The organism is Allobosea sp. MMO-172 (assembly GCF_037147855.1).
Classification (GTDB): domain Bacteria; phylum Pseudomonadota; class Alphaproteobacteria; order Rhizobiales; family Beijerinckiaceae; genus Allobosea.
Map to the genome: position 1 here is coordinate 38358 of NZ_JBBCUM010000007.1, position 13944 is coordinate 52301.

Genomic DNA, 13944 nt, shown 5'->3' on the forward strand with positions numbered 1-13944 from the left:
TCTCGCGGGCCGATGCCCTATCGGCCCGCCACGCGCCCGATGATCTCGTCGACCTCGTCGCAATCGATGCGACGGCGCTCGAACAGCCGCCGGGCGATCGCGGCCTGGGCGGCGAGCATCGCCGGCCGATACAGGATCGCGGTGGCAGCCGTCGCGCAGCGCGCGCGCAAGGCAGCCTCATCCTGAGGCGGCAACAGGGCGATATAGGGCCGCATCTGCCGGAGGTCGTCCTCATGCGAGGCGATCGCGCCCGGATACCATTTCAGGCCCTCTTCGTTCCAATAGATCATCTCGCCGCAATAGCCGGCGGACAGGATGGTGATCTCGATCTCCGCACGCCTGAGATCGACCGGGCTGTCGCTCCGGAAGCCGCGCTTGTAGGGCTCGAAGCAGGTCTCACCCGAGATGCCGTGGGGCGGGCGCAGCCAAGCATGCGTGATGTGGCGCTGGTGCTCCCAGCCGACAACGATATGGCCGGCCTCGTGAAAGGCGCAGGCGGCGCGCCGGATCTCAGCCGGGATGTCGTCAAGAATCGCCATGCCGCCTCACTGTCACCGGCAGCCGCCCGCGGCAACCAACATCTCCGACGGCATTCGCACTCCCACCCAGACCGCTCAGGCTTTCGCAAGCACGCTCGCGATGCGCTCCTGCCATGCCTCGGCTTCCGCGCGGCCGGAAAAATCGCTCATCTCCACCACCGGCCATCTGGGCAAGCGCAGCCGCAGGACAGGGTAGCGGCCGTCCTCGCTGTCTTTCATGATCAGCGTCGGCGGGGTGAGCGCCGAAAGCGGATAGGTTTCGTGGCGCTTCAGGAAAGGCCCGCGCATGATCCTCACGGCGCATCCCGTCGCCGGGTTCAGCCTGAGCTCGGTGGAGCTTGTGAAGGACAGGAGCACGAAGAAGCTGCCCAGGACGACCGGGGCGGCGATGCACAGCCCGGCCAGAAGCAGCGTCGGCGAAGGCGTTCCCCAATCCGCGTGAATCAAGAAAGGGATCGGGATGACGATCCCGATGCCCAGACCGAGCACCAGGCTGAAAAGCCGCAGCGGCAGCGGCAATTTCGGCTGCCGATAAACGATCGCGTGCTCATGTTCGACCAGCATCGGCAAGACGCTAGAATCTTTCCCACGCCCTTTCCATGGCCATCGCGCCGACCTGCCGCGTTGTAGGAAGGCGCCGGCCGACAGCACCAGGCCATGTCGGAGATCATGCTCCCCTTTGAAATCAGGGAGGACATGACATCCCTTGTTCTACGATGTCTCGATGCGGGCGCCCGGCGTCTTCAATGCCAGCGAGGCGTTGAGGAGGCCGAGCAAGCCTGGCGCGCCCTGCAAGGTTAATAACATCTTAGACAATTCCGAAGTGCCCGCTTCATCACTTGTTTCCGCCGTTCCAGCGTTCGTTTCGCGAAAGATCCGGATTTAAGATTTAGGAAAGCGCTCTGCCCAATCGTCCTGTTCGCTAACAGGGACGTAGCAAATGGCCCATCCAGATTTTCGATCCAGGCAATCCGCGAGATTCGAAGCCAGCGACGTGCAGCCGGATCAAGCTGCGACAGCGGCTCGCGATGCTGCTTCTCCGGCCGTGCCCGTCAACGGCCCGGAATCTCAGGATGCGCGCGCCCTGCAGAGCAGGCTGAAACGATATGTCGACGGCGGTGAAGCCAAACCTGAGGCCGGAAGCACCGCACCGCAGCCAGCCAAGCAGCCTGTGTTGACGCCGACCGTGCGGCGGGCGGGCAAGGTCCTGCTTGGGGCCGCCGTTGTCGCGGTGTTTGGGCTGGTGCCGTTGCGCACGTTGCTGCAGACCTCCAGCGTCGAGGCTGTCGTCAATGCACGGCTGATGACGCTGCGCTCCCCCATCGCGGGTGAGGTCGTCGCGTCGCCCGCGGAATTGGCCGCTTCCGACGCTCTCGCGCAAGGCTCCACCCTGCTCCGCATCGTCAACCCGCGCGCCGATCGCGGCCGGCTCGACGAGCTGGAACAGGCACTCGGAAAGCTGGCGAGCCAGCGCGCGACGCTGAGCACCAAGCTCGCAAGCGCAGAGACCGCGGAAGCCGATCTCGATCGGCAAGCCGAAGCGTTCCGGCTTGGCAGGATCGAGCAGCTGACAGCCCGGACTGCCGAGCTCGAAAGCCTGATCGGCGTCGCGGTCGCCAGGCGCGAGGAGGCGGCCGCCGCCCACCGCCGGGCCGAGGCGCTGGCCCGGACCGGCAACGTTACGGCCGCCGAGTTCGACCGCCTGTCACGCGAGGTCGCGATCGCGACGGGAACGGAAACCTCGACGCGTCATCGGCTCGCCGCGGCGAATGTCGAACTCGCGGCGGCGCGCAACCGGATCTTCCTCGGCGACAGCTACAATGACCGGCCGAGTTCGGTGCAGCGCGGCGACGAGATGCGCCAGCGCATCGCCGATCTCCGCTCGGAACTGGCCGGCCTCGACGCGGAAGCGAAGCAGCTGGAAACCGCGCTCGCCACGGCGCGCACGCACCATCAGGCCCAATCGGACGTTGCCATGACGCTTCCGGTGACCGGGCGCATCTGGGAGGCGATGGTCTCGCCTGGCGAGCAGGTTCGCGTCGGCCAGGACCTCGCGCGATTGATCGATTGCTCGACCGCGGTCGTGACGGCGAACGTCACGGAATCCGTCTATAACCGCCTCTCGGTCGGCAGCCCCGCCCGCTTCATTCCAGCCGATGGCGGCAATGACCTGCAAGGCAAGGTCGTCAACCTGACCGGCCGGGCCACTGCGGCGGCGAATCTCGCGATCGAGCCCGCCGCGCTGAGCAAGGAGCCGTACCGGGTCACGGTTTCGGTGCCTGATCTGGGCACCGGGCAGGTCTGCGCCGTCGGGCGCACCGGGCGCGTCGTGTTCGGCGAGCAGGCCTCCGCGCCGTGACGCACGATCTCCTGACCGCTCTGGCACCGGGCCTGGCTGCGGCCGGGCTTGCCGTCATGCTCACTCCGTTGCTGAGGCATGACCGGACGCCGGCGCGCATGCTGATGGTCGGCGTCGGGCTCCTGCTGCTGCTGCGCTATTTCCACTGGCGGGTGACATCGACGCTGCCACCAATCGGCTGGACGGCCGATTTCGCGGCGGGCAGCATTTTCCTGGTCGCGGAAACGGCGTCGCTGTCGGCGGCCATCCTGGCCTCGATCTTCCTGTGCCGGACACGGAACCGTTCGCCCGAGGTCGAGGCGAACAAGGCCTGGCTCGCAAGCCTGGAGCCGCCGCTGGTCGATGTCCTGATCTGCACCTACAACGAGGAAGAGGCCATCCTCGAGCGCACCATCATCGGCGCGACCGGGATGAACTACGGCAATTACCGCGTCTGGGTGCTCGACGACGGGCGCCGGCCCTGGCTCGAGGAGCTGTCGCAGCGCCTAGGCTGCCGCTATCTGACCCGGCCGGACAATAGCCATGCCAAAGCCGGCAACATCAATCATGCATTGGCACATCTGGCGACCCTGCCGGATCCTCCGACCTTCATCTCGATCCTGGACGCCGATTTCGTCCCGCTCCCGGATTTCCTGCCGCGGGCGCTGTGCCTGTTCCGCGATCCGGGCGTCGGCCTGGTGCAGACGCCGCAGCATTTCATCAATCCCGACCCGATCCAGACCAATCTCGCCGCCGCCCATGTCTGGCCGGACGAGCAGCGCTTCTTCTTCGATGTCGTGCTGGCCGCGAAGGATGCCTGGGGCGCGGCGTTCTGCTGCGGCACCTCTTCGGTCATCCGCTTTGCGCCGTTGATGGCGATCGGCGGCTTTCCGACCGATTCCGTCACGGAAGACTATCTGCTGACACTGCGACTGAAGGAAACGGGCTTCACCACCGCCTATCTGAACGAGCCGCTCACGCTCGGGCTCGCACCCGAAGGCCTCAAGGAATACATCACACAGCGCGGCCGCTGGTGTCTGGGCTTCATGCAGATCACGCGCGGGCGCAGCGGCCCGTTCTCGCGCACGTCGAGCCTCACCTTCATCGACCGCCTGTCACTGGTCGACACCTTCCTCAACTGGACCGCGGTCTATATCGCGAAGCTGCTCGGACTGCTCGTCCCGGTCGGCTACCTGCTGTTCGGCATCCATACCGTCGATGCCGATCTCTACGACCTGCTCGGCTATTTCCTGCCGTTCTTCCTGTGGCACTCGGTCACGATGAGCTGGATTTCGCGCGGCCGCTCGCTGGTCTTCATGACCGACGTGTCCCAGTTCATAGCGGCCCCGGCGATCCTGAAAGCGGTCTTCACCGGGCTGCTGCGGCCACGGAACCAGAAATTCAAGGTCACCGCCAAGGGGGGGCGACCGGGGCCAGCGCTTCATCGAATGGCCGCTGGTGAAGATCTACGGCAGCATCATCCTCCTCACCCTGGCCGGGCTGGTCTATGCCTTCGCGATTCATGTGAGCGGCGACAGCCTGACTTCGGGCGGCCTGGCCTTCGCCTGGAGCTGGTACAACCTGATCGTCCTCATCATCGTCTGCTTCGTCTGCATCGAGCAGCCGCGGCGCCGCAAGGCGGAGCGCTTCGCGACCGACGAGGCGATCATGCTCGAATGTGCCGGGCAAAGCCTGATCCTGCGGCTGACGGACATCTCCATCACCGGTGCCGGGCTGCGCGGCGAACCTCCTGCGCCGCTGGGCACGGCGATCACCTGCACGATCGGCGGGCGCGCCGTCCGCGGCACGATCGTGCGCAAGCTGGCGGATGGCTTCGCGATCAAGTTCGACGAGGAGCTGAAGACGCGTATCGAGATGATCCGGGGCTTCTACGCCGGCAACTATGTCAAAGCCTTTGCGCAGGTCGCGACATTGGGCGTGACCACCGCCGTCATGCGCCGGCTGTTCGACTGAAGCCCCCCGAAGCGGGCCGAGGCAGGGCGATCGGTCGGTGCGCGCGGCATTCTCAACATCCGCGCAAGTGGCGCATCTCTCGAACGCGAGCGGCACCGCAAAGGCTGAGGCGAGATAACGGCACACATCTCTTTTCTCGCATCGATCTGATTTCTGGCGCCATGCCATTCCGCGGTTGGCGTTAGCCTACGGCCACATCCACGCCACGCTCGACACGATTCGAACGTGTGACCTTTGCCTTCGGAGAACTGCGCGTTACCCAAAATCCCGCATTGCCGAAGTGGCGGGGATCGGCTATCCAGCCTGCACGGAAAGCGCCCGTAGCTCAGCTGGATAGAGCGTTGCCCTCCGAAGGCAAAGGTCACACGTTCGAATCGTGTCGGGCGCGCCAATAAATTCAGATGCGTAGCAGGCACGCCCCGCGCAACCTTGCGAGGTAAGTAGGCGGCGTGAATTCATGCTGGTTGCCTCCCTCCTTTCGCGCTTGAAGCGGGCCTCCACGGACAAATGTCAGGCCGGAAAGCCCGCCAGTGAGAGCGACAAATCCAGGCAAGATGGCAGCGTGGCGCCAACATCGGGCGTTGGATGGATCCCGAAAAGCGGGCGTTGGCTGATCTCCACACCGGGGCTTCCTGAAAAGGTCGCGGCGCCTGTCACAGACGCAAACCACCATCCACCGCGATCTCGGCGCCGTTGATATAGCTGCCCTCGGGTGAGCAGAGCAGCAGGGCGATGCCGGCGCAATCCTCGGGGTTACCGATCCGGCCTAGAGGAATGCGGGCAAGCACCTGCCTCTCCCGACCGGGCTGCGCGAGGGCCGCGCGGTTGCGGTCGGTCAGGATCGCGCCTGGCATGATGACGTTGAAGGTGACGTCCGGTACCTGCGTTGTGCGGGCGAGGTTCAGGATCACGTTGGTCTGGGCCGCCTTTGTGGCGGCGTAGTAGAAATGGGTCGCATTGGGGCGCGCTTCCTGCACGCTGCCGATCGCGATCACCCGGCCGAAGCCGCGCGCCAGCATTCCCGGCAGGAAGGCTCGCAACAGCCGCACGGTCGCGTGGAGGTTGATCGCGGTCTGCGCGGCCATGGCGGCTTCAGACACCACATCCCAGGTTTCGAGCATCTCGACGGAGGCACAAAGTACGACGATATCGGGCTCGATTCCGTTCGCTTTCAACTCCGCTGCCATCGCGGTAGGGGCGCTGGTCTCGGCGAGATCAGCGATCAGGGGCGTGGCCGAGAGACCTCTCCCGCGCAAATCGGCCACCGCAGCATCGGCGGCAGCAGCGTCCCGGTCGTGGATGATCGCATGCGCGCCGGCCTCGACTAGGCGTGTCGCGATCGCAAGGCCGATGCCGCGCGCCGCACCGGTGACGAGGGCGACGCGGCCCAAAAGTGCTCCCGCCATCAGCCGAGCAGCGGCTTTACGCGGGCCGTCGCGTCGTCCATCGCCTGCTGCGCCGGCTTGCGGCCGAGCACGGCCGCCTGCGTCTCCTCGATGAAGATATCATGGGCGCGGACCTGCTCGTCGAAGGCGGGCAGATGGATGCGCGAGGCCTTGAGCGCGGCAGCCTCGTCGGCGGCATAGGGCATCGCCGCCTTCAGCTTCTCGTCGGCATAGGTCGAGATGCGAACCGGGCCGTTGCCGTTCAGCGCCATCGCGGTCGTGCCGGCCTTGGAGGACAGCGCGCGGATGAACTCCCAGCTCAAGGACTTCTGCTTGGCATTCTTCGGAATCATCAGCGCCCAGAATTCGGTGGTCGGCGCAAAGGCGATCTTGCCGGCGAGATCGGCGGCCATCGGCGGCAGCAGCGATTTGAAGCGTCCGCCGTACTTACCTTTGGACGGGTCGTTATAGGTCACGAGCCGGGCGAAGGGATTGATCGTCATCGCCGCCCGGCCCTGCTGCATCCAGGTGGTGATCTCCTCGTTGTTCACGGTCGCGAAATTCCGCGGCAGCACGCCGGCCTTGTAGAAATCGCCGAGCAGGGTGAGGGTCTTCACCATCGGCGGCTCGGCTGCGACGATCTTGCCGTCAGTCGTCATGTAGTCGCCGCCGAGGCAGCGGGCGAGCGTCAGGAAGTTCGAGGCGAAGACCGCGGTGAAGGCCAGGCCATAGACCTGCGTACCGTCCTCCCGCTTGAAGGTGAGCTTGCGGGCAAGCTCCGTCAGCTCCTCGAATGTCGTCGGCAGCTTGCTGATACCGCGCTCCTCCAGCAGCGCCTCGTTATAGATCAGGGCATTGGTCGCGTGGCGCACCGGAATGCCGTGCAAGGCATCGCCGACCTTGAGCGGGGTGAGCAGACCCGGCGCGAAATCGTCGAAGGCCTCGATGGGCGCCTGTTTCATCAGCGTGTCGAGCGGCTCGAAGAGCTGGAGATTGCGTGGCACGGCGCGCCCGTTGACGAGATAGGCGACGTCGATCGAGGTCTCCGACAGGGAGGCCTCGCGCAACAGCCGCTCATGCACTGCATTCACGTCGCCGAAGGTGACCCAGTTCACATCGGCGCCGCTCGCTTTGCGGAAGGCTTCGGTCGCGTCGCCGCCTGGGCCGGTCGTCGCCGCGTTCTGATGGACGCGGTGGCCGAGCGCGGTCAATGTCTTCGCCTGTGCGAAGGCGCCGCGCGGGAGAAGAGTCGAGGCGGCGGCGGCCCCGGCGAGCGCACCGAACCGGCGGCGCGAGATGCGGGATGTCATCGATGGTCCTCCGGTAATCGTTCTTGCCGTGTTGTTTCCGCGAACGCTCAGGCCGGCAGCAGCGGCTGGACGCGCTTGACCAGCGAGGCCATCGCCTCCTCCGGCGTCTTCATGCCGAGCACGGCGGCCTCCGCCTCTTCCTTGAACAGGTCGCCCGCACGCGCCGCCTCGTCGAAGGCCGGCATCGGCACGCGCGCAACCTTGAGCACCTTCAGTTCCTCGGCGGCATAAGGCACCGTTCCCGCAAAACCCTGGTCGGCATAGGTCGAGGCGCGGACCGGGCCGTTGCCGTTGAGCGCGGCCCTGAGCGTCGCATCCTTCGATGTCATCGCCTTGATGAAGCTCCAGGCGAGGTCCTTGCGCTTGGCGTTCTTCGGAATGACCATGCCCCAGAACTCGACCTTGGCCGGGGCAGCCGCATATTTGCCGGCAAGCGTCTTCGAGGCCGGCACCGCGATCGTCTTGATCCTGCCGGGGAATTTCGACTTCTGCGGGTCGTTGTAAATGCGGTTGCGGCCCATGCTCTGCAGGCTCATCGCGGCGCGGCCCTGCTGCATCCAGACATTCACGTCCTCGGGCGAGAGCGTCGCGAAATTGCGCGGGAAGGCATTGGCCTGGAAAAGCTCCCGCAAGGTGCGGATGGCGTTCAGCATCGGCGGCTGGTCGGCGACGCATTTGAAGTCCGGCGTGATGAACTCGCCATCCCAGGCGCGGGCAAGGTCGATCACATTGGGATAGGTCGCGCCCGGCGTGCAAAGGCCCACGACCTGCGTGCCGTCGGCGCGGCGATAGCTGCAGGCCTTGGCGATCTCGATCATCTCCTCGATGGTCGCGGGCGGCTTGGAGAAGCCCTTCTCGGCCAGGATTTCTTCATTGTAGTGCAAGCCGGAAGAGGCATGGCGGAACGGGATAGCGAGCTGCTTGCCACCCACCTTCATGCCCTCCATCAGGCCGGGGAAGATGTCGGCGGCGTCCTCGACGGGGTCCTTCTTCAGGTAGTCGTCGAGCGGCTCGAAAAGGCTCGCGGCGCGCGGCACCACCTGCGTGTTGACAACGAAACCTACATCGACCGAGGTCTCGCCGAGGCTCGCCTCGCGGAACAGGCGCTCTTGCAACGGACCGGTGTCGAAGGTCGTCCACTGGACGGTAACGCCGTTCTTCTGCGCCCAATCCCTGGTGATGTCGCCGCCCTGCGCGCCCGTCGCGACCGTTTGCATGACGCGATGGGTGAAGACGTTGAACGGGCCGCTCTGCGCCTGCGCGGCGTGGCCCAGCCCGGCAAAGCTCAGTCCGAGAATGCCGGCGCCGAATTGCCTACGGTCGAGTGTCGCCCCTTGGTTCATGTTGATCCTCCCTCTGGCTCGCGAGTTCCGCGATGGCGGCTTCTGCCGCTTCGAAATGCTTGTTCATGGCTGCAGACGCCGCGACGGGATCGCTCGCCTTGATCGCCGCGACGATGCGGACATGACGCTCGAAGGTGCGCTGCCAGTCTTCCGGCCCGCGGGCCTCGCGCGAGTTGAAGGTCTCCATCACCTCGCGGATCACCGGCCTCAGGCCTCGGATCTGGAAATCGAGCAAGCGGTTGCCGGAGGATGCTGCGACGGCTTCGTGGAAATCGAGATCGGCCTCGATCCAGTGCTGCACGTTGCCCAGCGCATCCTCCATCCGGGCGAGGATGAAATCGAGCTTCTCGACGTCCTCGGCTGAGCGGCGCACGGCGCTGTGGGCGGCAATCGGGGGCTCGAGAATGCGGCGCAGTTCCACCGCCTCGCTTAGGCCATTGGGACGTCCGCGTACGGCGAAGCGGTAGAAGCGGTCGAGCGGAGCGGCATCCAGCGCCTGCACCCGCGTCGGCTTGCCCTGCTGGATATGGACCACGCCCATCGCCGCGAGTTGGCGGATGGCCTCACGCGCGATCGGCTTGCTGACGCCGAAGGAAGCGGCGATGCGCGCCTCGGAAGGCAGGGAATCGCCGGGTTTCAGGCGCCCTTCATGGATCGCCTGCGTGATGCGCTGGATCACGGCATCACCGAGCCGCATCGGCACGACATCGCCGCCCGCGAAAGGGTCGTCTGCATCCAGCACGGAACGGGCGAGATCGCTCATCCAAATCCTCCAGCGGCGATCATTGACAGACGCTGCGTTCCTTGGCAACTGTTCAACCTATCAGATAAGTAGATGTCATTCCGTGACATGCTCGGGAGGGTTAAGCCGCATGTCGGCCAGCCGCATCGCCAAAATTGACGTCCATCCGCTGCGGGCGACGCTGCCGAAGGTCCAGCGGACCTCGCAGGGCGATTATCCGGCAATCGAGATCGTCGTCGTCGAGGTCGAGACCGAGGACGGTACGACCGGTTTCGGCGAGGGGCTCTGCCGGCGCGGCGCGGCCGGCTATGCACGCTTCATCGAGGAGGCGCTGGTGCCGCGCCTTGTCGGGCGCGATGCCGCTGACCGGCGCGCGCTGTGGAAGGCGATGCGCGCGGCGTTGTCCGGCCGGCCGGGCGGGCAGGTCGTCGAAGCGATCGCGGCGATCGATATCGCGCTCTGGGATATCGCCGGAAAGCAGGCGGGTCAGCCGGTTCACAAATTGCTTGGCGGCATGGGGAGCAAGGAGGTCGCGGCCTATGCCTCCTCGATCAACTGGCTCGACGATGCGACAGTCGAGGCCGAAGTGGCGGCGGCGCTCAAGGCTGGCTTCCGCGAGATCAAGGTCAAGCTCGGTCATCCGCTGCGCGATGCAGTGGCCCGCGCCAAGCTTGTCCGCCGGCTCGCGGGCGATGATATCGCCCTCTATGTCGACGCGAACTGGGCCTATGATGTCGACGACGCGATGATCGTCGGCCGGGCGCTTGCCGATCTCAACTATGGCTTCTTCGAGGAGCCGATCGCGCCCCATGACCGCGAGGGCTATCGGCGCCTCGCCCAGCATCTGCCGATCCGCCTCGCCGCCGGCGAGAGCGACTTCGTCGCGAGCGAGGCGTTGATCCTGCTGCAGGATCGTTCTCTCGGCCTGATCCAGCCCGACGTCACCCGCTCCGGCGGCATCACCGAGACCTGGCGGATTGCCGAACTCGCCGCGAGTTTCAACACGGCCTATGCGCCGCATGTCGGCTGGTCCGGCGCGATCTGCGTGGCGGCGAGCCTGCAATTGGCGGCAGCGGCGGAGAGCTTCCGCACATTCGAATGCATGGTCTACGAGAACCCGCTGCGCGACGCCTTCACCCGGCCGCTCGTCGGCGAGGGCTCGCAGCTCATCGAAGGCAAGCTCGCAATCCCGCAGGGGCCAGGCCTCGGAGTCGAGATCAACCGCGAGGCGCTGAAGCGCTTCAGGATCGCCTGATGAGTGGTCGTACGCCTCTCTCAGCGATCGCGCTGGTCACGCCGGTCCAGTTGATGATCGGCGGCATCATCCTCGTGCCGGCGCTCTATGTCTTCTGGCTCAGCCTCAACCACTCTTCCTTCGGGCAGGCGGCGACGTTCGTGGGGCTCGCCAATTACGCGAAGGTGCTGGCCGATCCGTATTTCTGGAAGGCACTGCTCAATACGGTGATCGTCGTCGCGGTCGTCGTGCATGTCGAATTGCTGATCGGTCTCGGCATGGCCCTGTTCTTTGCGTCCGGCGTGCCGTTCCGGCCGCTTCTGCTCGCCATCGTGCTGGCGCCCTATGCGGTGAGCGAGGTCTCGGCCGTGGTGATGTGGCGCTACCTGTTCGAGCCCGATGTCGGGATGATGAGCCGCCTCCTGACCACGATCGGCCTGCCGCCGATCGAATGGGCCGTGAACCCGAACCATGGCCTCGCCATGGTCAGCCTGCTCTCGATCTGGCTGCACCTGCCGTTCTCGTTCATCATCCTCTACGCGGCGCGGCTCTCGATCCCCAGCGATCTCTACGAGGCGGCTTCCATCGACGGCGCCACGGCCTGGACCTCGTTCCGTCGGATAACGCTGCCGTTGCTGATGCCGGCGCTGCTGATTGCAGCCCTGTTCCGCTACATCTTCGCCTTCCGGCTATTCTCCGAGGTCTGGCTGATGACCGGCGGTGGACCGGCGCGCTCGACCGAAGTGATGGCGGTCTACCTCTATCTCGAAGCCTTCCGCTACAACGCCTTCGGCTCGGCCGCCGCCACCGGCTGGCTGCTCGTCCTGGCCTCGCTCCTGCTCGCGCTGTTCTATCTGCGCCGGCTCTACCGGGAGACGTTCGCGCGTGCCTAAATCCCTCCTGCCCAGGCTTTTACGCCATCTCCTGAAGCTCGTCGGCGTGCTCGCTGTCGTCGCCTGGTCTCTGGTACCGATCGGACTGATCGCGATGTCGTCGTTCAAGTCCGATCGCGACATATTCTCGACCACAGGCACCTTCTCCTTCGCGCCGACACTGGCGAACTATCAGGCGCTCTGGAGCCGCTGGGGCGATTTCTTCTTTGGCCTGTGGAACAGCTTTCTGGTCACGGCTGGCGCGACCGTCCTCGCGGTCGGCGTCTCCCTGCTTGCGGGCTTCGCCTATTCGCGCTTCGCCTCGCGCGGTTTGCAGGCCTCGGCCTTCTTCCTGATCTTCATCCGCCTGATCCCGCCGATCGTCATCACCCTGCCGCTCTTCCCGGTGGTGAACTGGCTCGGGCTCAACGATACGCATTTCATCCTGATCCTGCTCTACGCCACCTTCTTCGTCTCGCTGGGCACGGTGGTGATGCGGACCTTCATCGACCAGATCCCGCGCGAGCTTGACGAAGCCGCAATGGTCGACGGCGCCTCGCAGATGCAGATCATCGCTCGCGTCATCCTGCCGATGGCGGCGCAAGGAATGCTCGCCGTCTCGGTCTTCGTCATCGTCTACGCCTGGAACGAGTTCCTCTTCGCTTTCATCTTCACAACCACGAAGGCGAAGACAGCGCCGCTGGTGATCTCCGAGATGATCGGCGCCGTCGAAGGCGTCGAATGGGGCGTGCTCTTTGCGGCCTCCACCGTCCAGCTCGTGCCGGTGCTCGCCTTCGTCATCCTCATGCAGAAGCATCTCGTGGCGGGGCTCACCGCCGGCGCGGTGAAGGGATAAGCCATGCCCCAGCTCGACGATCTCAGACGCGCCATCCGCGAGAGCGATCCCCAACTCAGCCGTTTCGACCCGCTGCCGCGCATCATCTGCCTGGACGATTTCGACCGCGGCATGTGCGGCTGGACGCAGCTCGTCGGCAATTACGAGGACACCCTGGACGCAATGTTGCCGGGCTATGCCCAGCACAGCCACGCCATGCTCTCGACCTTGCCGAATTGGGATTTCGGCTCGCATGGGGGCGTCGATGGTTCCTATGCGCTGAAGATCGCAACGCGGGCGAGAAAAGGCGCTCAGAACGTCGCGATCAAACGGCTGACCTTCCGCAAGGCCGGGCCGATCCGGCTGGAGGCCTATTTCACCTTCAAGCCCGAGGCGACCGAGCTCGCGCTGTCGGAGACCGATATCCGTTCCTTCGGCTTCCTCTACGATCTCCAGATCGGCGATACGTCAGGGCCGGGCGACCGGGTGATGCCGCATTTGCGTTTCCTCAATGCGCAGGACGGGCAGCACATCCAGAAATGGCAGTTCAAGCGCCGGACGACTCCGATCAAGCCGATCGGCACCGCCGGCAAGACGATCACGCATTACCACCTCGCCCCAAGCGATTGGGAGGACCTGCCCGGCGGCGAGCAAAGGCTCTGCTACAACGAGATTCCGACCAAGGTGAACTGGCATTATCTGCGCTTCGATTTCGACCTCGCGGCGATGCAGGCGACAAGATTCCAGGTCAATGACCGCGTCTTTGCCATGGACGGCTTCGACTGCATCCGCATCCCTGCGATGAAGAATCTGTGGTGCATGCTGAACCTCGCCTTCTTCGCCGAGACGGATACCGACAAGCGCGCTTTCGCCTATCTCGACTCCGTTTGTCTGTCGGGGGATTTCTGATGCTGCCCGAGAACCTGACCGCCGTCGTCGCTCGCAACGAAAGCTGGATGGCTGAAAGCGCTACCGAGCCATACGAGGCCGGCTGGGCGAAGGAAGCGATCGTCTTCGTCCGGGCGCTGAAGCAGCCGAAGGGGCAATTGCCGAAGGCACGGATCGAGATTTCCGCCGACGGCCTGCACTGGTGCCACGAAGGCTCGGAATTCGATCTGCCGGCGGCAAAGGATGCCGTCACCTTCCAGCGGGTCAGCCACTTCGGCAATTTCCTGCGTGTCGCCGTGACGCTGCCTGATGGCGCCGAGATCACCGTACTGGTGACGCTTCATCTCAAGGTCTGACCACGCAAGGGCAGCAAGTGCCAATGGCAGGCACCGGGGCCGTGCCTGCTCGAAACCAGCCCTTCGCCGGTGGCACGTCGGTATTACCGCCTCACCTCGCCTCAGGCCGTCTGTGCCGATTGGCGGGC

13 protein-coding genes, 1 tRNA gene and 1 pseudogene are annotated in these 13944 nt (G+C 65.2%); 9 read left to right on the forward strand and 6 right to left on the reverse strand.

Features of this window, described 5'->3' with window-relative positions:
• Window positions 1-17: 17 nt before the first annotated feature.
• Together WFK61_RS12210 and WFK61_RS12215 are read right to left on the reverse strand one after the other, a co-directional pair.
• Entirely contained in the window at window positions 18-539 is a 522-nt protein-coding gene (locus WFK61_RS12210) for a hypothetical protein (RefSeq protein WP_336811971.1), read from the reverse strand.
• A 75-nt stretch (window positions 540-614) separates the two neighbouring features.
• Complete coding sequence (locus WFK61_RS12215) at window positions 615-1109, reverse strand: hypothetical protein (RefSeq protein ID WP_336811973.1); 495 nt, start codon at window positions 1107-1109, stop codon at window positions 615-617.
• Window positions 1110-1710: 601 nt separating this feature from the next.
• Here WFK61_RS12215 and WFK61_RS12220 point away from each other — a divergent pair.
• The 4 genes and pseudogenes from WFK61_RS12220 (at window position 1711) to WFK61_RS12235 (ending at window position 5242) form a co-directional block, all read left to right on the forward strand.
• Window positions 1711-2898, forward strand: coding sequence for an HlyD family secretion protein (locus tag WFK61_RS12220; protein ID WP_336811975.1), 1188 nt, complete (start codon window positions 1711-1713; stop codon window positions 2896-2898).
• A gap of 104 nt (window positions 2899-3002) precedes the next feature.
• Window positions 3003-4079: pseudogene (locus tag WFK61_RS12225) on the forward strand (glycosyltransferase family 2 protein); the annotation flags it as partial.
• Window positions 4080-4545: 466 nt separating this feature from the next.
• Entirely contained in the window at window positions 4546-4851 is a 306-nt protein-coding gene (locus tag WFK61_RS12230; protein ID WP_336812350.1) for a PilZ domain-containing protein, read from the forward strand.
• A 314-nt stretch (window positions 4852-5165) separates the two neighbouring features.
• A tRNA-Arg gene (locus WFK61_RS12235) sits at window positions 5166-5242 on the forward strand.
• Window positions 5243-5504: 262 nt separating this feature from the next.
• Here WFK61_RS12235 and WFK61_RS12240 read toward each other — a convergent pair.
• The 4 genes from WFK61_RS12240 to WFK61_RS12255 are packed head-to-tail and all read right to left on the reverse strand — an operon-like array spanning window position 5505 to window position 9652.
• The gene (locus WFK61_RS12240; RefSeq protein WP_336811977.1) at window positions 5505-6242 is read right to left on the reverse strand and encodes an SDR family NAD(P)-dependent oxidoreductase; all 738 of its coding nucleotides are present in this window, start codon (window positions 6240-6242) and stop codon (window positions 5505-5507) included.
• A 14-nt stretch (window positions 6243-6256) separates the two neighbouring features.
• Window positions 6257-7546, reverse strand: a complete 1290-nt coding sequence (locus WFK61_RS12245; protein ID WP_336811979.1) for an ABC transporter substrate-binding protein — start codon at window positions 7544-7546, stop codon at window positions 6257-6259.
• Between the two features lie 47 nt (window positions 7547-7593).
• A complete protein-coding gene (locus WFK61_RS12250; RefSeq protein ID WP_336811981.1) occupies window positions 7594-8889 on the reverse strand; it encodes an ABC transporter substrate-binding protein in 1296 nt (431 codons plus the stop codon).
• Entirely contained in the window at window positions 8861-9652 is a 792-nt protein-coding gene (locus WFK61_RS12255; RefSeq protein WP_336811982.1) for a FadR/GntR family transcriptional regulator, read from the reverse strand. Before WFK61_RS12255 ends, WFK61_RS12250 begins: the two co-directional genes overlap by 29 nt.
• A gap of 109 nt (window positions 9653-9761) precedes the next feature.
• On the opposite strand from WFK61_RS12255, the gene WFK61_RS12260 reads away from it, so the two are divergent.
• The 5 genes from WFK61_RS12260 to WFK61_RS12280 are packed head-to-tail and all read left to right on the forward strand — an operon-like array spanning window position 9762 to window position 13816.
• Window positions 9762-10886: a mandelate racemase/muconate lactonizing enzyme family protein gene (locus tag WFK61_RS12260; protein WP_336811984.1), complete on the forward strand. Its 1125-nt coding sequence runs from the start codon at window positions 9762-9764 to the stop codon at window positions 10884-10886.
• On the forward strand, window positions 10886-11758 hold the full coding sequence (locus WFK61_RS12265) for a carbohydrate ABC transporter permease (protein WP_336811985.1): 873 nt from the start codon (window positions 10886-10888) through the stop codon (window positions 11756-11758). Before WFK61_RS12260 ends, WFK61_RS12265 begins: the two co-directional genes overlap by 1 nt.
• Complete coding sequence (locus tag WFK61_RS12270; protein WP_336811987.1) at window positions 11751-12593, forward strand: carbohydrate ABC transporter permease; 843 nt, start codon at window positions 11751-11753, stop codon at window positions 12591-12593. Before WFK61_RS12265 ends, WFK61_RS12270 begins: the two co-directional genes overlap by 8 nt.
• Window positions 12594-12596: 3 nt before the next feature.
• On the forward strand, window positions 12597-13481 hold the full coding sequence (locus tag WFK61_RS12275; RefSeq protein WP_306223748.1) for a DUF6772 family protein: 885 nt from the start codon (window positions 12597-12599) through the stop codon (window positions 13479-13481).
• The gene (locus WFK61_RS12280; protein WP_336811991.1) at window positions 13481-13816 is read left to right on the forward strand and encodes a hypothetical protein; all 336 of its coding nucleotides are present in this window, start codon (window positions 13481-13483) and stop codon (window positions 13814-13816) included. Before WFK61_RS12275 ends, WFK61_RS12280 begins: the two co-directional genes overlap by 1 nt.
• Window positions 13817-13944 lie beyond the last annotated feature (128 nt).

Coding starts and splice junctions, on each gene's coding strand:
- WFK61_RS12210 (WP_336811971.1), bottom strand. CDS start 539: ATGGCGATTCTTGACGACATCCCGGCTGAGATCCGGCGCGCCGCCTGC.
- WFK61_RS12230 (WP_336812350.1), top strand. CDS start 4,546: ATGCTCGAATGTGCCGGGCAAAGCCTGATCCTGCGGCTGACGGACATC.
- WFK61_RS12245 (WP_336811979.1), bottom strand. CDS start 7,546: ATGACATCCCGCATCTCGCGCCGCCGGTTCGGTGCGCTCGCCGGGGCC.
- WFK61_RS12250 (WP_336811981.1), bottom strand. CDS start 8,889: ATGAACCAAGGGGCGACACTCGACCGTAGGCAATTCGGCGCCGGCATT.
- WFK61_RS12255 (WP_336811982.1), bottom strand. CDS start 9,652: ATGAGCGATCTCGCCCGTTCCGTGCTGGATGCAGACGACCCTTTCGCG.
- WFK61_RS12260 (WP_336811984.1), top strand. CDS start 9,762: ATGTCGGCCAGCCGCATCGCCAAAATTGACGTCCATCCGCTGCGGGCG.
- WFK61_RS12265 (WP_336811985.1), top strand. CDS start 10,886: ATGAGTGGTCGTACGCCTCTCTCAGCGATCGCGCTGGTCACGCCGGTC.
- WFK61_RS12275 (WP_306223748.1), top strand. CDS start 12,597: ATGCCCCAGCTCGACGATCTCAGACGCGCCATCCGCGAGAGCGATCCC.
- WFK61_RS12280 (WP_336811991.1), top strand. CDS start 13,481: ATGCTGCCCGAGAACCTGACCGCCGTCGTCGCTCGCAACGAAAGCTGG.